18 protein-coding genes are annotated in these 16,025 nt (G+C 75.2%); 12 read left to right on the top strand and 6 right to left on the bottom strand.

All coding sequences use genetic code 11. The features are described from left to right. Position 1: 1 nt before the first annotated feature. Genes CLV35_RS08300 through cbiM form a run of 3 tightly spaced genes read right to left on the bottom strand, consistent with a single transcriptional unit; the run spans position 2 to position 2,950 of the window. On the bottom strand, positions 2-925 hold the full coding sequence (locus CLV35_RS08300) for an energy-coupling factor ABC transporter ATP-binding protein (RefSeq protein ID WP_231121618.1): 924 nt from the start codon (positions 923-925) through the stop codon (positions 2-4). Further along, positions 915-1,853, bottom strand: coding sequence for a cobalt ECF transporter T component CbiQ (gene cbiQ / locus CLV35_RS08295; protein ID WP_121193036.1), 939 nt, complete (start codon positions 1,851-1,853; stop codon positions 915-917). Before cbiQ ends, CLV35_RS08300 begins: the two co-directional genes overlap by 11 nt. After that, positions 1,850-2,950 carry a cobalt transporter CbiM gene (gene cbiM / locus CLV35_RS08290; RefSeq protein WP_121193035.1) on the bottom strand — a complete coding sequence of 367 codons (1,101 nt, stop codon included), beginning with the start codon at positions 2,948-2,950 and terminating at the stop codon, positions 1,850-1,852. The genes cbiQ and cbiM overlap by 4 nt, the downstream gene beginning before the upstream one ends. A gap of 176 nt (positions 2,951-3,126) precedes the next feature. On the opposite strand from cbiM, the gene CLV35_RS08285 reads away from it, so the two are divergent. From CLV35_RS08285 to CLV35_RS08260, 6 genes are all read left to right on the top strand, one after another. After that, entirely contained in the window at positions 3,127-3,693 is a 567-nt protein-coding gene (locus CLV35_RS08285) for a copper resistance CopC family protein (protein WP_121193034.1), read from the top strand. Between the two features lie 232 nt (positions 3,694-3,925). Continuing rightward, positions 3,926-5,308, top strand: a complete 1,383-nt coding sequence (locus CLV35_RS08280; protein WP_121193033.1) for a hypothetical protein — start codon at positions 3,926-3,928, stop codon at positions 5,306-5,308. 151 nt (positions 5,309-5,459) lie between these two features. Next, complete coding sequence (locus CLV35_RS08275) at positions 5,460-5,768, top strand: hypothetical protein (protein WP_121193032.1); 309 nt, start codon at positions 5,460-5,462, stop codon at positions 5,766-5,768. A gap of 235 nt (positions 5,769-6,003) precedes the next feature. After that, complete coding sequence (locus tag CLV35_RS08270; protein WP_121193470.1) at positions 6,004-7,110, top strand: acetoin utilization protein AcuC; 1,107 nt, start codon at positions 6,004-6,006, stop codon at positions 7,108-7,110. A 144-nt stretch (positions 7,111-7,254) separates the two neighbouring features. Continuing rightward, entirely contained in the window at positions 7,255-7,479 is a 225-nt protein-coding gene (locus CLV35_RS08265) for a helix-turn-helix domain-containing protein (protein WP_121193031.1), read from the top strand. A 161-nt stretch (positions 7,480-7,640) separates the two neighbouring features. Then, positions 7,641-7,739: a 30S ribosomal protein bS22 gene (locus CLV35_RS08260; protein ID WP_121193030.1), complete on the top strand. Its 99-nt coding sequence runs from the start codon at positions 7,641-7,643 to the stop codon at positions 7,737-7,739. Between the two features lie 33 nt (positions 7,740-7,772). Here CLV35_RS08260 and CLV35_RS08255 read toward each other — a convergent pair whose 3' ends face one another. Beyond that, positions 7,773-8,492: a Pr6Pr family membrane protein gene (locus CLV35_RS08255; RefSeq protein ID WP_231121615.1), complete on the bottom strand. Its 720-nt coding sequence runs from the start codon at positions 8,490-8,492 to the stop codon at positions 7,773-7,775. Continuing rightward, on the bottom strand, positions 8,489-9,310 hold the full coding sequence (locus CLV35_RS08250; protein WP_231121614.1) for a YqjF family protein: 822 nt from the start codon (positions 9,308-9,310) through the stop codon (positions 8,489-8,491). Before CLV35_RS08250 ends, CLV35_RS08255 begins: the two co-directional genes overlap by 4 nt. A gap of 76 nt (positions 9,311-9,386) precedes the next feature. Here CLV35_RS08250 and CLV35_RS08245 point away from each other — a divergent pair, with 76 nt between their 5' ends. From CLV35_RS08245 to hemB, 6 genes are all read left to right on the top strand, one after another. Continuing rightward, entirely contained in the window at positions 9,387-9,638 is a 252-nt protein-coding gene (locus tag CLV35_RS08245) for a glutaredoxin family protein (protein ID WP_231121613.1), read from the top strand. Positions 9,639-9,814: 176 nt separating this feature from the next. Continuing rightward, positions 9,815-10,495: a redox-sensing transcriptional repressor Rex gene (locus CLV35_RS08240; protein WP_121193469.1), complete on the top strand. Its 681-nt coding sequence runs from the start codon at positions 9,815-9,817 to the stop codon at positions 10,493-10,495. Beyond that, positions 10,492-11,799 (top strand): glutamyl-tRNA reductase, encoded by a 1,308-nt coding sequence (locus CLV35_RS08235; RefSeq protein ID WP_121193027.1) that lies wholly within the window; start codon positions 10,492-10,494, stop codon positions 11,797-11,799. Before CLV35_RS08240 ends, CLV35_RS08235 begins: the two co-directional genes overlap by 4 nt. Further along, positions 11,796-12,845: a hydroxymethylbilane synthase gene (hemC, locus tag CLV35_RS08230; RefSeq protein ID WP_121193026.1), complete on the top strand. Its 1,050-nt coding sequence runs from the start codon at positions 11,796-11,798 to the stop codon at positions 12,843-12,845. Before CLV35_RS08235 ends, hemC begins: the two co-directional genes overlap by 4 nt. Positions 12,846-12,994: 149 nt before the next feature. Next, on the top strand, positions 12,995-14,671 hold the full coding sequence (locus CLV35_RS08225) for a bifunctional uroporphyrinogen-III C-methyltransferase/uroporphyrinogen-III synthase (protein WP_407938201.1): 1,677 nt from the start codon (positions 12,995-12,997) through the stop codon (positions 14,669-14,671). Between the two features lie 14 nt (positions 14,672-14,685). Next, a complete protein-coding gene (gene hemB, locus CLV35_RS08220) occupies positions 14,686-15,675 on the top strand; it encodes a porphobilinogen synthase (protein ID WP_121193467.1) in 990 nt (329 codons plus the stop codon). A 4-nt stretch (positions 15,676-15,679) separates the two neighbouring features. Here hemB and CLV35_RS08215 read toward each other — a convergent pair whose 3' ends face one another. After that, the gene (locus CLV35_RS08215) at positions 15,680-15,886 is read right to left on the bottom strand and encodes a hypothetical protein (RefSeq protein WP_121193025.1); all 207 of its coding nucleotides are present in this window, start codon (positions 15,884-15,886) and stop codon (positions 15,680-15,682) included. Between the last annotated feature and the right edge of the window lie 139 nt (positions 15,887-16,025).

Here is a 16,025-nt window from a genome sequence, read left to right as displayed (position 1 = left end):
CTCAGCCGCGCAGCCGGGCGCTGCGCTCGTGCACGAGGTTGACCGAGAGCAGCAGGTCGCGGTCGGCGAGGACGGCGTCGGGCGTGCCGACGCAGACCGCACGGTGGTCCTCGGAGAACACCACGCACCGGTCGGCGAGCACGTCGAGCGCCTCGAGGTCGTGGGTCGCGAGGACGATGGTCTTGCCGGCCTCGTTGAGCTCGACCAGCAGCTCGGTGAGCCAGTGCTGGGTGCGCGGGTCGAGCGCCGCGGTCGGCTCGTCGAAGAGCAGCACCTCGGGGTTCATCACGAGCACTGAGGCGATGGCGACGCGCTTCTTCTGCCCGCCCGAGAGCTGGAACGGCGCGCGGTCGGCGAGCTCGGCGATGCCGAGCATCTCGAGCACGTCGGCGACCCGGGCGAGCGTCTCGTCGCGGTCGAGCCCCATCTGCAGGCAGCCGAAGGCGACCTCCTCGCGCACCGTGGGCGAGAAGACCTGCGTGTCGGAGTTCTGGAAGACGAAGCCCACCCGCGAGCGGAAGGCCGCGGAGAGCTGCTCGTCCTCGAGGGAGTCCTCGGTGACCTGCTCCCCGAAGGCGTGCAGCGTGCCTGCGGTCGGGAACACCAGGCCGTCGAGCACCCGCAGCAGCGTCGACTTGCCGCAGCCGTTGGCGCCGAGCAGCGCCAGCTTCTCGCCGCGCAGCACGTCGAGGTCGACGCCGTCGAGCGCGGGGAAGCGCTCGAGGTAGGAGAAGCTCAGCCCGCGCCCCACCAGCACCGCGTCGGCGGGGGCGTCAGCAGGCAGCGGCTGCGACCCGTGCAGGCCGGCCGGCACCTCGAGGTGGAGGTGCTCACCGCCCTCGCCGTGCACGTGGTCGGCGTGCGGGCCCGTCGGGTGGCTGTGGTCGTCGTGGCGGTGGCGGTGCCACCGGCTGCTAGCGGCCAACGAGCAGGTCTCCCCCGTAGGTCGCCGCGGCGAGGGCCACGGTGAGGGCGGCAGCCAGCGCGTCGGCCGGCCGGAAGCGCGCCGCCTCGAGGGTCTTGGCGTCGCCGCGGTAGCCGCGCGCGACCATCGCGAGGTGCACCTCCTCGGAGAGGTGGTGCGACTTGCCGAACAGCGCACCGGCCGACGAGGCGAGGAAGCTGCGAGCGGTGGCGCCCGAGCCGAGGGAGCCGACCGTGCGGGCCTTGCGGGCTTCGTACATGTCGGTCACCGTCGCGAGCAGCAGGAAGACGTAGCGGTAGGCCATGCCGATGACCAGCACGAACATCCGCGGCACCCCGACCGCGCGCAGCGCGGCCAGCAGCCGCACCCACGGCGTGGTGAGCGTCAGCAGCACGACCAGCGAGATCGAGGTGGCCACCCGGGCGACCACGAGAGCCGCGGAGGTGAGCCCCTGGCTGGTGAGGCCCTGCGGGTGCCCGTGCCAGCTCCACAGCTCGACCACCACGTGCCCGGAGGTCACCACCGAGAGCGTCGCGGGCAGCACCACGATGCCGGTGAACACCGGCACGAACAGCCACACCCGCTTGACGAAGAAGCCCAGCGGCAGGCGGGAGGCGGCGGCGAGCACGAGGGTGACGGCGTAGGCGGCGAGCAGCACCCCGACGTTGTGCACCAGGCCCACCGCCACGAGCAGCACGAACAGCGAGACCAGCTTGGTGCGCGGGTCGAGGCGCTGGAGCAGGCCGCCGCGGGCCGCGACGTCCTCGCTGAACATCACCTGGCGCAGCAGCTGGGCGCCGCCGGTGAGGGTCTTCTCGACGAAGGAGCCCTTGCGCCGCCGGCCGATGCAGCCGCACGGGCAGAGCCCCACCTCGCCCTGCAGGAGCCAGTCAGGAGTACGCGTCGCGACCGGAGCGGTAGCGCTCACGCCGACGTCCCGACGGGTACGTCTGCGGTGGCGTCGCCGCTGCCGCCGCGGCGGCGGCTGACGGTGCCGACCGCGCTGGCGACGGCGAAGACCAGCAGTGCGACGACGGCGATGCCGACGACGGCCGAGAGCAGGTAGGCCAGCGTCGCGTGCTGGCCGTCGGAGAACCCGTAGCCGCCGAGCAGCGTGTGGGACCAGAAGCCGTTGTACTTCTCCAGGCCGGCCGGCACGGCGTCGATCCCGGCCCTGCCGAGGTCGAGGTCGGCGGGGCTGTCCTCGCCGAAGGCACCGCCTGGGGCGAGCAGCCCGAGCGGGGTCAGGACCACCGCCAGCGCGAGGAACGCGGCGGTCACCCGGCCGGGCGTCAGCACCCGGTGCCGGCGGGGCGAGGGTGCGTCGCCCGCGCTCAGCGGGACACCCGGGTGGCTCGGCACCAGGCGCCGGACGTCGGCGCGCGCGAGGTAGGCCAGGACGCCGCCGGTGAGGATCGCCTCGGCGGCCCCGGCGAAGGTCAGGTGGGGCAGCGCCATCGCGGGGATGGTCTGGGACAGGTGGTAGGGCGAGTAGAGCGGGGCGCCCGAGCTCGTGCGGAACAGGTCGGGCTGGATGCCGAACTCCACGGCCGCGGCCAGGGCGGCGGCGTTGATGCCGGCGTAGCCGCCGGCGGCAGCGGCGACCACGCGGCGGGTCGAGTCGAGCGGAGAGCGGCCGGCGACCAACCGGTAGACGGCGTAGCCGACGAACGGCAGCAGGATCGCCATGTTGACGACGTTGGCGCCGTAGGCGAGCACGCCGCCGTCGCCGAACAGCAGGGCCTGGAAGAGCAGGGCGACCGAGACGGCGATGACCGCAGCCCAGGGCCCGAGCACGATCGCCACCACCACCCCTCCGACCGCGTGGGCGGTCGTGCCGTCGGGGATCGGGATGTTGAACATCATGACGAGGAAGCTCAGCGCCGCGAAGACGGCCAGCAGCGGCACGTTGCGCGTCTTGACCACCTTGGTCACGCGCTGGGAGGCGAGGTACCAGACCGGGGCGGCCACGGCGTACCCGACCGCGCAGGTCTGGGGGCTGAGGTAGCCGTCGGGGATGTGCACTGCGCCTCCTGGGTCGGGGCGGTCGACCGCCTCCAGCACACTCTATCCACCTGCAAAGCGTTTGCAACAAGACGGCGGTCGCGAGAGGCGGACCGAGCGACGTGGAGGGGTTCGGAGCGGGGCCGGGGCCGGACGGGTGGCAGCGAGCCCGGCGACGCCGCCTTAGTCTCGAGCACGTGCGGATCGACGGACGGACCGGTGCAGTCCCGCGCGCGCTGGCGGCTGCCGGTGCCGTGGTGGTGGCTGCTCTCGGCTGGTTGCTCCTGGTCGTCGCGCCCGCGTCCGCGCACGACCACCTGCTCTCGATGACGCCAGCAGCCGGTGCCCGGGTCGGGGAGGTGCCGGCCGAGGTGTCGCTGACCTTCGACGCGGCGGTGGGCTCGCTGGGCTCCTCCATCGCGGTCACCGACCCCTCCGGCACCCGCATCGACGCCCGCGTGCCGGAGGTGACCGACCGGACGATCGGCGTCTCGCTCAGCGTGCCGAGCACGCCGCTGAAGGGCACCTACACCGTCGACTACCGCATCGTGTCCGCCGACGGCCACGTCGTCAGCGACCACGAGGCCTTCGAGGTGACCACAGGTGCAGCCGCGCCGCCCGCGACGGCGGCGCCCGCCGCTGCCGCCGCGAAGACCTCGTCCTTCCTCGGCGTCCACGCCGGCCACGTGGTCCTGGTCGGCGCGGTCGCGGCGCTCGCCCTCGCGTACCTCGGCTTCGACCTCTTGCGCCGGCGCGCGGGCTAGCTCTCCGGAGCGGCGCCCAGCAGCGTCGTCACGGAGGTGGGTCGGCGCGAGCACCCCCGTCGGGCGTGGGGGCGTGGCCGCCGACGCCGCAGTCGCGCGGTGGTGCCAGCACCCCTGCCGGTCGGCATGCCTGTGCGGTGGTCGTGCTCCGGGCCCGCGACAAGAGTGGTCGGCAGGAGTCGGCGAGCACCGCCGGACGGACGAAACGCCTACCGACACAGGAGAGTGGAGCATGAACGCCCAGCCCAACGGCACCCGTGCGAGGTCCGCGGGAGCCACCGTGGCCGCGCTGGCCGTGACGACCTCGGCGGTCCTGAGCATCGCCGCGGCCGCCCCTGGCACCGCACAGGCAGCCGGGTCGTCGCAGGCCGGCGCGGCCTGCGACGTCACGGTCTACACCCCGCCCGAGATCACCTCGCTCGCCCTCTCGCCCGGGCGGGTGGACGTCCGCACGGCGCCGCGCAAGGTCGCCGTCAGCGTCGGCGCCACCGACGACGACGCGGGCGTCAGCTCGGTGCAGGTCGTCCTCGCCTCGCCGAAGGGCCCCGGCGGCAAGCAGTCCTACGCAGCGGCCACCCTCACCCGCTCCGCCGGCACCGCCACGAACGGCACCTTCAGCGGCACGGCGACCGTCTCGCGCTGGGTCGTGCCCGGCGCGTGGACGGTGCAGTCGCTGTTCGCCACCGACGCCCACGGCGCCGTCGAGTTCATGCAGACCGCCGACGTGGTGGCGAAGGGCTGGCCGAGCCGGCTCAGCGTCGTGTCGACGCCCGACGTCGCACCGCCCGCGCTCTCGTCCCTGGTCTTGTCCCCGGCCAAGGCCGACAGCCGGGCCAAGGCCGCGAAGGTCCACGTCACCGCCAAGGCGGCCGACAACCTCTCGGGCGTCTCGTTCGTCGGCGTCAGCATCACCCGCGCCGGCGGCAAGAGCACGCTGCCTGCGCTGCTGCGCCGCACGGGCGGCACTGCCCGCGCCGGTACGTGGACCGGCGACGTGGTCGTCCCGCGCTGGGTCGGCTCCGCCCGCTGGAGCGTCGAGGCCACCGTGATGGACGCAGCGGTCAACCTGCGCGGCTACACCACGAAGGCGATCGCGGCCAAGCGGTGGACCAGCGCCGTCCCGGTCGTGTCGGGCACCGATGCCCTCGCCCCGACGCTGTCCGCGGTGACCCTCGCGCCGACCCGGGTCGACGTGACCGGTGGCGGCGCGAGCATCCGCGCCACCGCGTCGGCCAGGGACGCGCTCTCCGGCGTGGTCTCCGGCCGGGTCACCTGGACCAGCCCGTCGGGCCAGCAGAGCGTGACGGTCGAGCTCTCGCGCACCTCGGGCACGCCGCAGTCGGGCACCTGGGCCGGCAAGGCCGAGGTCAACGCGTGCGCCGAGTCGGGCACGTGGACGCCGAGCGCCGAGGTCACCGACCTCGCCGGCAACGTGCGGGAGTACGCAGCGGCACAGGCCGCCGCCTTCGCCCCCAGCCTGGTCGTCGTCGGCCGCGACGCCCTCGCCGTGCCGGCGCCCGACAGCACGCCCGACACGACGGGCGACCCGACCGCGACGGTCCCCGAGCAGGGCACCGAGCCCGGTGACCCCCAGGGCGGCGGCGACAACGGCTGACACCGCTGGGTAGCAGCCGTTCTGCGTGGCGTGACGGGACCGGGGGCGCACGCGCTCCCGGTCCCGCTATGGTGTGCCGCCGGCCAGGCGTGTGCGGGGCACTCCGACGGCCGTCCCACCATCCACGGCACACCCCCTCTGGAGCAGAGCGATGGCGCTCGAGCAGCAGATGCACGCCCCGTCACCGGCACAGCTGGCGCCCGGCCGGCCCCACAACGGGCTCGGCCTCACCGCCCTCGGCCTCGGGCTGCTGGCGGTGCTCACGTCGGTCTCCGTGCTGGGCGGGCTCTGGTGCGGGGCGGCGGCCCTCGTGCTCGGGGCGATGAGCAGCAACCGCATCGCCGCGGGCGAGGCCACGAACCGGGCGGTCACCCGGGTCGGCGTGCTGCTCGGCCTGCTCGGTGTCGTCCTCTCCGCGGGCGTCCTGCTCGAGCTGCTGCTCCGCGTCGCCCAGCCCTAGGCGCTCGAGCACCCGAGCGGCCCGCCGCGCTGCTCCGAACGGGAGAACAGCGGGCGTACGCCCGGTGACGCGCTCCGCACCGACGCGTACGGTGGGCTGCGTGACGGCGACGGCGCACCGTGCTGACCAGGTCCGCGACCCCCAGCCGGGTCGCGACGACCCGGGCGGCGCGCCCACGACCGAGGTCTCGTGGGACGAGGGGTTCCTCGACTACGACTTCGGCCCGGGCCACCCCATGTCGCCGGTGCGCCTCGACCTCGCCATGCGGCTGGCGCGCGAGCTCGGCGTGCTCGACGGCGTGACGACCACCACCGCACCGCCCGCCGACGACCGGCTGCTCGCGCTCGTGCACGGCGACGACTTCGTGGCCGAGGTGAAGAAGGCGGGCGCTGCGCCGTGGCGCGCCGACGGCAGCCGCGGCGTCGGCAGCGACGACACCCCGGCCTTCGCCGACATGCACGCGGTCAGCACCCGCTACGTCGGCGCGACCGTGCAGGCGGCCGAGCGCCTGTGGCGCGGCGACACCCTCCACGCGGTCAACCTCGCCGGCGGCATGCACCACTCGATGCCCGGTTCGGCGTCCGGCTTCTGCGTCTACAACGACGTCGCCATCGCGATCACCCGGCTGCTCGAGCTGGGGGCCACCCGCGTCGCCTACGTCGACGTCGACGTCCACCACGGCGACGGCGTCGAGACCGCGTTCTACGACGACCCGCGCGTGCTCACCGTCTCGGTGCACGAGAGCGGGGTGTCGCTGTTCCCCGGCACGGGCTTCCCCGGCTCGTCGGGCACCGGCGCGGCCGAGGGCTCGGCCGTCAACGTGGCGCTGCCCGCGGGCACGGGCGACGCCGGGTGGCTGCGCGCGTTCGACGCCGTGGTGCCCCCGCTGCTCGAGGACTTCGCGCCGCAGGTGCTCGTGACCCAGCACGGCGCCGACAGCCACCTCGAGGACCCGCTCGCGCACCTGCGGCTCTCGCTCGACGCGCAGCGCCGGTCCTACGCGATGCTCCACGACCTCGCCCACCGCCACGCCGGCGGGCGCTGGCTCGCCACCGGCGGCGGGGGCTACGAGGTGCTCGACGTCGTGCCGCGCGCCTGGGCCCACCTGCTCGGCATCGCGCTGCACCGCCCGATCGACCCGGCGACCCCGACGCCCGAGGGCTGGCGCCACTACGTCAGCTCGCGCTTCGGCCGCACGCCGGCCCAGCGCATGACCGACGGCGCCGACGCGGGCTTCCGCCCGTGGAGCGAGGGCTACGACCCCGCCGACCCGGTCGACCAGGCCGTGCTCGCCACCCGCACCGCGGTCTTCCCCAGCCGGGGGCTCGACCCGCAGCTGTGAGGACGCGGGCGGCGAGCGGGTGGATCTGCGCTGCCCGCCTTTCACTTCCGCCCCGTTCGCCCCTACTCTTGCGCCAGGCGTCTGGGTGACGTGCGTGCCGGAGGGGAAGCCGGCACCCGCCCGGAGCAGGGAGTCCGGTGCGCGATGGCAGGCAAGGCCGGCGGTGAGAGGCCCCAGGGTGCCTCGCTGGGGGAGATGCGGTTCATGACGGTCGCCGAGGTGGCCGACATCATGCGCGTGTCCAAGATGACGGTCTACCGGCTGGTGCACTCGGGCGAGCTGCCCGCCGTGCGCGTCGGCCGCTCCTTCCGCGTCCCGGAGCAGGCGGTGCACGACTACGTGCGCGGCTCGTTCATGGGCACCGCCTGACCCTGCGCCCGTGCCCCCGCCCGCGGTACGGGTACGCAGGGGTGCCGCGCGCAGGTACGCTTGAGCCCTCGTCCCCGGCCGCTGGCCGGGGCATCACTGCCCGCCTGCTCCACCCGAGCCGGGGCGCAGGTCGATCCGTCCGGTCTGGTTGAGGAGCTCGCGTGGGTTCGGTCATCAAGAAGCGTCGCAAGCGCATGGCGAAGAAGAAGCACCGCAAGCTGCTTCGCAAGACGCGCGTCCAGCGCCGCAACAAGAAGTAGCGACGCCGCGGGCGCGAGCCCGCGAGCTCCTCTCTACGCCTCCTCCGGAGCGGTGGTGCCCTGCGCGCCACCGCTCCGCGGTGCGTCCAGCCCTTGCCCGTCCAGCGCCTGCCCGTCCAGGGCCCGGGCGGCGAGCGACAGGGCCAGCAGCAGCGCGAGCACGCCGAGCCCGTTGACGGCCACCCGCGCGTACCCGTGCCGGTCGACGTCGGCGAACGGGTACGGGTACCAGTGGGCGGAGGCGCCGTAGACGCCGGTGTAGACGACGTAGGCCAGCGGCCAGGCCATCGCGCCGGCGACCGTCCGCCCGTCGGTCCGCCCGCGCGGCCCCAGGGCGAGCCAGCCCGCGACCGCCATCAGCGGCACCACCACGTGCAGCAGCTTGTCGGTGACCGCCGACCAGCCGTGCAGGTGCAGCAGCGGGCGCAGGAAGAAGAAGTGCACGACCCCGGTCACCGTGATGCCCACCACGGCGTCGAGGCGGGTGACCCGCCAGAGCCGCCCGTCGCGCGCCGGGTCGAGCGCCAGGGACGCGACCGTCACCAGCACGAGCAGGTTGCTCTGGACGGTGAAGTAGCCGAAGAAGCGCCACAGCCGCGTGCCGGTGCCGGGCACCGGCCCGTCGGTCACGAGCACCGAGGCCCCGGAGACCACCAGCCCCACCTGCACGGCCAGGGCGACGGCGCAGACCGCGGCCGTGGCGGCGTGCCAGGCGCGGGCGAGGTCGCGACGCGTACGCAGTGGTGCCCTCACGTCCGCGTCCCCAGCGCCACGCGCCGCGGCCGCCAGCGGGCGAGGGCCGGCGTGGGGAGGAGCTGCGGGCGCCCGAACACCGTGCGCACGCCCTCGCTGAAGCGCACCAGCGGCGGCGGGCCGGCGACCGGCACCCCTGCGGCGGCGCAGAGCTCGTCGTCGAGCGCGGTCACCGCCGCCTCGCGCAGCGGCCAGGGCTCGTGGGAGTTCGGCACCCACAGCGTACGGCCGGCGACCCGCGTGTGGGCGCCCCAGCGCGAGGTGAGGAAGACGTCGAGCGGCGTCGGCACCACCGGCGGACCCACGGTGAGGGCGATGCTGGTGCGGGCTCCTCGCGGCCCGGGCCAGCGCCGGGAGGAGCGCCACTCCCGGGCGGCGGCGCCCTCCTGCTCGCGCATCCGCGACCAGGTGTAGGGCAGGCCGAGGCCCACCCGCGCGGCGAGCACCACGAGCAGCCGGCTCGCGTCGAGGCTGCGGAAGACGACGCCGTGCCGGCCGGCGGCGTCGACCGAGTAGAGCCGCACGTTGGTCTCGAGGAACGAGCCGAGCCAGGGGACCGGCCGGCCCTCGCCCAGCCCGGCGCCCGACATGCCGAACGGCACCAGGCTCACCCACGTCGTGCCGCCCAGCACGTCGGGCTCGCAGCCCGGCGGGAAGAACCGGCGCACGGCCTCCGGGTCGACCGGCCAGTGCAGGAAGGCCAGGTCGCGCCAGCGCTGGTCGAACAGCACGCGGCCGGGGAGCGCCGGTGCCGTCACCGGGAAGTCGTCGGGCAGAGCGGCACCCGCGCCGCCCTCCGTCCCCCCGCTCGTCCGCACGCCCTGACGCAACCACACCAGGGGCCCGGCGTCCATCCGACGCGACCGCGGCACGCGTGGGGCAGACTCGGCGAGCGTGAGCGCACCGCGGGTCGTCCTGGTCGGCAAGCCCGGCTGCCACCTCTGCGACGCGGCCCGCGAGGTCGTCGCCGAGGTGACCGGCCGGCTGGGGGAGGGCTACGAGGAGCGCAGCATCCTCGACGACGCGGCGCTCCACGACGCCTACTGGGAGCGGATCCCGGTCGTGCTCGTCGACGACGTCGTCGTGGACTACTGGCACGTCGACGCCTCCCGGCTCGAGCAGGCGATCGGGCGCGGCCGGAAGTAGGCTGGATCCCAAGGTTGCCCGAGGCCCAGTTGTCAAACTTGGTCGTAGCCCGTCCGGCTGCGTAGCCTTGCCACGCCAACCCGCCCACCAGGGAGTGCGAGCCGCAAACCGTGACCGAACGCCGGAGCGAGGGCAGCGCTGAGAAGCGCGTTCCCGCAGCCGCCTTCGGAGCCGACGTGCCCGAGCGACTGCTCCTCCCCGGCGTACCCGACGCGACCGTCGCGCGCCTCCCGGTCTACCTGCGGGTGCTCGGCGCCCTGTCCGACCGGGGCACCCGCACCGTCAGCTCCGACGAGCTGGCCGGCCTCGCCGGCGTGGGGTCCGCCGTGGTCCGCCGCGACCTCTCGCACCTCGGCCCGACCGGCACCCGCGGGGTCGGCTACGACGTCGAGGCGCTCGCCGAGCGGGTCTCCCACATGCTCGGCCTCACCCACGAGCGCGCCGTCGTGATCGTCGGCGCCGGCAACCTCGGCTCGGCGCTCGCGGGCTACGCCGGCTTCGGCTCGCGCGGGTTCCGGGTCAGCGCGCTGCTCGACACCGACCCCGCGGTGGTGGGGACGCCGGTCGGCGACCTCGTCGTCGAGGACGTCGCCGCGCTCGAGCAGGTGGTCGCCCGCACCGGGGCCGCCATCGGCGTCATCACCACTCCTGGCCCCGCCGCGCAGTCGGTCTGCGACCGGCTCGTCGACGCCGGCATCGCCAGCATTCTGAGCTTCGCGCCCACCACGCTGAGCGTGCCCGACGGCGTCGACGTGCGCCGCGTCGACCTCTCGGTCGAGCTGGCCATCCTCGCCTTCCACGACTCGCGCCGGCTGCCCGCCGAGCTCGGCCTGGCCGCCGCGGGGGACGCGTCGTGAGCGTGCTCGCCGTCGGGCTCTCCCACCGCACCGCGCCGGTGCCCGTGCTCGAGCGCGCGGCGCTGCCCTGGTCCGAGGTGCCCGCGCTGCTGACGGCCGCGGTCAGCGGCGTCCACGTGACCGAGGCAGTGGCGATCGCGACGTGCAACCGGCTCGAGGTCTACGCCGACGTCGACAAGTTCCACGGCGGCGTCGCCGAGCTGGGCGCGCTCATCAGCGAGCGCATGGGCATGTCGATCGAGGAGCTCACCCCGCACCTCTACGTCCACTACGAGGAGCGGGCGGTCTCCCACCTGTTCTCCGTGGCCGCCGGTCTCGACTCGATGGTCGTCGGCGAGGGCCAGATCCTCGGACAGGTCAAGCAGGCCCTGCGCGTCGCCCAGGAGGCCGGCACCGTGCGCCGCGTCCTCAACGAGCTCGTGCAGACCGCGCTGCGGGTCGGCAAGCGCGCCCGCACCGACACCGGCATCGACCGCGCGGGGCAGTCGGTCGTCGGCGTCGGGCTCGCCAGCGCCGAGGGCGTGCTCGACGGGCTCGTCGGGCGCCGGGCCCTCGTCGTCGGCGCCGGCTCGCTCAGCGCCCTCGCCGCCACCACGCTCCAGCGCGCCGGCGTCACCGACATCGTCGTCGCCAACCGCACCCGCGCCCACGGCGAGCGCGTCGCCGAGAGCGTCGGCGGCCGCTACGCGCCGCTCGAGGCCCTCGAGGACGAGCTCGCCGCCACCGACCTGGTGGTCTCGTGCACCGGTGCCGTCGGCACCGTCGTCTCCGCCGAGCAGGTCGGCCGGGCGCTCGCGCGGCGGGCCGGAGGCGCGTACGCCGTGGTCGACCTCGCGCTGCCCCGCGACGTCGAGTCCGCGGTCGCCGACATCCCGGGCGTCCACCTCGTCGACCTCGAGCGCATCGGCGAGCTGGTGGCCGCCCAGGACGGCGGCCCCGACATCTCGGCCGCCCGCGCCATCGTCGCCTCGGAGGTGCAGGCGTTCCTGGCCTGGCAGCTCGCGGCCAGCGTCGCGCCCACCGTCGTGGCGCTGCGGGCCCGTGCCGACCAGGTCGTCGAGGCCGAGCTCGACCGGCTGACCGGGCGGCTGCCCGAGGCCGACGGGCGCACGCTCGACGAGGTGTCGCACGCCCTGCGCCGGGTCGTCGACAAGCTGCTGCACGCGCCGACCGTGCGGGTCAAGGAGCTGGCCGCCGAGCCGGTGCCGGTGTCCTACGCCGAGGTCCTGCGCGAGCTGTTCGACCTGGGCCCGGGCCCGGCCGAGGCGGTCTCCCGCGCCGCGGTCGAGGAGCCGGGGCGATGAGCGCACCGCTGCTGCTCGGCACGCGCCGCAGCGCGCTCGCGACCGCGCAGTCGGGCCACGTCGCCGCCGCGCTCACCGCTGCGACCGGCCGTGAGGTCGAGCTCGTCGAGATCACCACCTACGGCGACGTGACCCGTGCCGCGCTCGCCCAGATCGGCGGCACGGGCGTCTTCGTCGGGGCCCTGCGCGACGCGCTGCTGCGCGGCGAGGTCGACCTCGCGGTCCACTCGCTCAAGGACCTCCCCACCGCGCCGGCGCCCGGCATCGCGCTCGCCGCCGTGCCCCTGCGGGAGGACCCGCGCGACGTGCTCGTCGCCCGCGACGGGCTGACCCTGGCCGAGCTGCCCCCGGGCTCGCGCATCGGCACCGGTTCGCCCCGGCGGGCCGCTCAGATCGCCGCGCTGGGCCACGGGCACGAGGTCGTCGCCGTGCGCGGCAACGTCGACACCCGGCTCGGGTTCGTCAGCTCCGGCGAGCTCGACGCGGTGGTCCTCGCCCGCGCCGGCCTGGCCCGGCTCGGGCGCACCGACGTGGTCACCGAGACCCTCGACCCGCTGCAGCTGCTGCCGGCCCCGGGGCAGGGCGCGCTCGCGGTCGAGTGCCGCACCGACGACGCCGAGACCGCAGCGCTGCTGGCCGCCCTCGACGACCCGGCGTCCCGGCTCGCCGTGCTGGCCGAGCGCTCGCTGCTGGCCGCGCTCGAGGCGGGCTGCTCCGCGCCCGTCGGCGCCCTGGCCGAGCTCGGCGAGGACGACGAGGGCCGGGCCGAGGCCTACCTGCGCGCCGTCGTCGCCTCGTCCTCGGGCGACGCGCTCCGGCTGAGCGTCACCGGGCCCTGCGCGAGCCCCGCCGACGCGCGGGCCCTCGGCGCCCGGCTCGCCGCCGACCTGCTCGAGGCGGGCGCCGCCGAGCTCGCCCCCTCGCTGGCCGCGGCCGGCACCACGACCTCCCTCGACCCGAGTGCGTCATCGTCGCCGCTCCCGGACGCCCCCGCTTCCGCCCACCTGCCCGACCTCGGGCCCCTAACTGGGGAGCGTGTCACGTGACGACCCGCCTCGTCTCGACGAAGAACAACACCGGAAACGAGGCTCCCGTGGAGATCTCTGCCGACCTCGGAGGTGTCTCCGCCGTGTCCGTCAGCTCCGACGTCCCGGTCGTGACCGTCTCGGCCGAGGCCGACGCCGCAGCCGTCGCGGTGCCCGAGGGCGCCGACGCGCAGGCGACCGCCGGCGGGTCCGCTCCCTCGACCGCCAAGACCACCAAGCGGGCCGCGGCGCCGAAGGCGGGCGCGAAGCCGGTGGGCACCGTCGCCCTCATCGGCGCAGGCCCCGGAGACCCCGGGCTGCTGACCGTGCGCGCGGTCGAGGTGCTCCGAGCTGCCGACGTGGTCGTCGGCTCGCTCGAGCTGCACGCCGACGTCGTCGCCCGCTACGCGCGCCCCGACGCCGAGCGCGTCGACACCTCGCTGGCGGGCTCGTCCGACACCGAGCTCGCGCGGGTCCTGGTCCGCCACGCCCGCGACGGCCGCGCGGTCGCCCGGCTGTTCAGCGGCGACCCGTTCCTCGCCGGCCACGGCGCCGAGGCGGCCGCGGCGCTGGCCAAGGCCAAGGTGCCCTTCGAGGTCGTGCCGGGCGTCTCCAGCGCGACAGCCGTGCCCGCCTACGCCGGTGTGCCGCTCACCTCGGCGAAGGCCCCGGAGGTGCGCGTCGTCGACGTCAGCGCCAAGGGCGTCTCGTGGGACGCGCTGGCCTCGGGCAGCGCCACGCTGGTGCTGCTGGGCGCCGAAGCCTCGCTCGCGTCGGTGTCCGAGCGGCTCGTCGCAGCTGGCCGCCCGGCGAGCACCCCCGCGGCAGCCACCTGCAACGGCACCACCACCAGCCAGCAGACGGTCGTCACGACGCTCGGTCGCCTGGCGGCCGACGCCGCCCCTGTCGTGTCCGGCTGCACCGGCCGCGTCGTCGTGGTCGTCGGCGAGGTCGTCAACCAGCGCGACAAGCTCTCGTGGTTCGAGACCAAGCCGCTGTTCGGCTGGCGGGTGCTCGTCCCGCGCACGCGCGAGCAGGCGGGGACGCTCTCGGAGCAGCTGCGTACGTTCGGCGCCGTCCCCGAGGAGGTCCCGACGATCGCGGTCGAGCCGCCGCGCACCCCGCAGCAGGTCGAGCGCGCCGTCAAGGGCCTGGTCACCGGCCGCTTCGAGTGGATCGCGTTCACCTCGCGCAACGCGGTCAAGGCGATCCGCGAGAAGTTCGAGGAGTACGGCCTCGACGCCCGCGCGTTCTCGGGCATCAAGGTGGCAGCGGTGGGCGAGCAGACCGCCGCCGACCTGCGCTCGTGGGGCATCGTGCCCGACCTGGTGCCCTCGGGCGAGCAGTCCTCGGCCGGGCTGCTGGCCGACTGGCCGGCCTACGACCCGGTGCTCGACCCGATCGACCGGGTCTTCCTGCCGCGCGCCGACATCGCCACCGAGACCCTCGTCGAAGGGCTCACCGCGCTGGGCTGGCAGGTCGAGGACGTCACGGCCTACCGCACCGTGCGCGCGGCACCCCCGGCCGCCCCGATCCGCGACGCGATCAAGTCGGGCGGCTTCGACGCGGTGATCTTCACCTCGTCCTCGACCGTCCGCAACCTGGTCGGCATCGCGGGCAAGCCGCACACGACCACGGTCGTGGCGTGCATCGGCCCGGCGACCGCCAAGACGGCCGAGGAGCACGGGCTGCGCGTCGACGTGCTCGCGCCGGAGCCGTCGGTGGCGGCCCTGGCCGGTGCGCTCGCCGACTACGGCACCTCGCTGCGGCTCGCCGCGGCCGAGGCGGGCGAGCCGGTGCTGCGCCCGTCGGAGAAGCGGCCCTCGGCCCGCCGGCGCGCCAAGTGAGCGGGTTCCCCGCCGTGCCCACTCGCGGGTTCCCCGCCGTACGCCCCCGCCGGCTGCGGGTCACCCCCGCCGTCCGGCGGCTCGTGGCGGAGACCTCGGTCGAGGCGCGCCACCTGGTGCTGCCGGCCTTCGTGCGCGAGGGCGTGTCCGAGCCCGTGGCCATCGCCTCGATGCCGGGCGTCGTGCAGCACTCGCTCGACTCGCTGCGCAAGGCCGCGGCCGAGGCGGCCTCGCTCGGGCTCGGCGGGATCATGCTGTTCGGCATCCCGCTGGTCAAGGACGCCGTCGGCTCGGCCGGCACGGACCCCGACGGCATCCTCCAGCAGGCGCTGCGCGCGGTGCGCGAGGAGGTCGGCGACGACCTGGTCGTCATGAGCGACCTGTGCCTCGACGAGTTCACCGACCACGGCCACTGCGGCGTGCTCGCCGCCGACGGCAGCGTCGACAACGACGTGACGCTGGTGCGCTACGCCGAGATGGCGGTCGTGCAGGCCGAGGCCGGTGCCCACGTGGTGGGTCCCAGCGGCATGATGGACGGCCAGGTCGGCGTCATCCGCTCCGCGCTCGACTCCGCCGGCTTCACCTCCACCTCGGTGCTCGCCTACTCGGCGAAGTACGCGTCGGCGTTCTACGGCCCGTTCCGCGAGGCCGTCGACTCCTCGCTGCGCGGCGACCGCAAGACCTACCAGCAGGACCCCGCCAACGCCCGCGAGTCGCTGCGCGAGGTGCTCCTCGACCTCGAGGAGGGCGCCGACATGGTGATGGTCAAGCCGGCCAGCGCCTACCTCGACATCCTGCGCGCGGTCGCCGACACCGTCGACGTGCCGGTCGCGGCCTACCAGGTGTCGGGGGAGTACTCCATGGTCGAGGCGGCCGCCGAGCGCGGCTGGATCGACCGCGACCGCACCGTGCTCGAGACCGTCACGGGCATCCGGCGCGCCGGTGCCGACGTCGTGCTGACCTACTGGGCGGCCGAGGTCGCGGGCTGGCTCGCCCGGGCCTGAGCGCTCAGGGCTCCCTGAACACCGGGGTGTCCGGGTCGTCGGCGTCCGCGCCGGCCACCTGGCCCCGGTGCAGCGGCACGTCGTCGCTGACGGCGGCCACGACCTCGTCGGCGGCCGCGATCATCGACTCCTCGCCGTCGGGCGGCACCGTGCCCGGCACGCCCTCGCCGCTGCCCGTGTCCATCGCCGACTCCAGCTCGTGCTCGCTCATGCAGCCCTCTTTCCCCGCCGGCGAGGCCGGGCAACGTCGCTAGCTGTACTGATCAGGCACGTTGGTCGAGGTCGTGTGACGACACGATCTGATTGATCTTGATGTGGGAGGACCTCCCGGCGTGGAGTGGAGCTGCTGA

This window comes from Motilibacter peucedani (assembly GCF_003634695.1).
Classification (GTDB): Bacteria; Actinomycetota; Actinomycetes; order Motilibacterales; family Motilibacteraceae; genus Motilibacter; species Motilibacter peucedani.
The sequence above is the reverse complement of the archived record's forward strand: the minus strand, read 5'-3'. Positions and strand labels throughout refer to the sequence as shown.

Coding starts and splice junctions, on each gene's coding strand:
- CLV35_RS08280 (WP_121193033.1), top strand. CDS start 3,926: ATGAACGCCCAGCCCAACGGCACCCGTGCGAGGTCCGCGGGAGCCACC.
- CLV35_RS08275 (WP_121193032.1), top strand. CDS start 5,460: ATGGCGCTCGAGCAGCAGATGCACGCCCCGTCACCGGCACAGCTGGCG.
- CLV35_RS08270 (WP_121193470.1), top strand. CDS start 6,004: ATGTCGCCGGTGCGCCTCGACCTCGCCATGCGGCTGGCGCGCGAGCTC.
- CLV35_RS08265 (WP_121193031.1), top strand. CDS start 7,255: ATGGCAGGCAAGGCCGGCGGTGAGAGGCCCCAGGGTGCCTCGCTGGGG.
- hemC (WP_121193026.1), top strand. CDS start 11,796: ATGAGCGCACCGCTGCTGCTCGGCACGCGCCGCAGCGCGCTCGCGACC.
- CLV35_RS08215 (WP_121193025.1), bottom strand. CDS start 15,886: ATGAGCGAGCACGAGCTGGAGTCGGCGATGGACACGGGCAGCGGCGAG.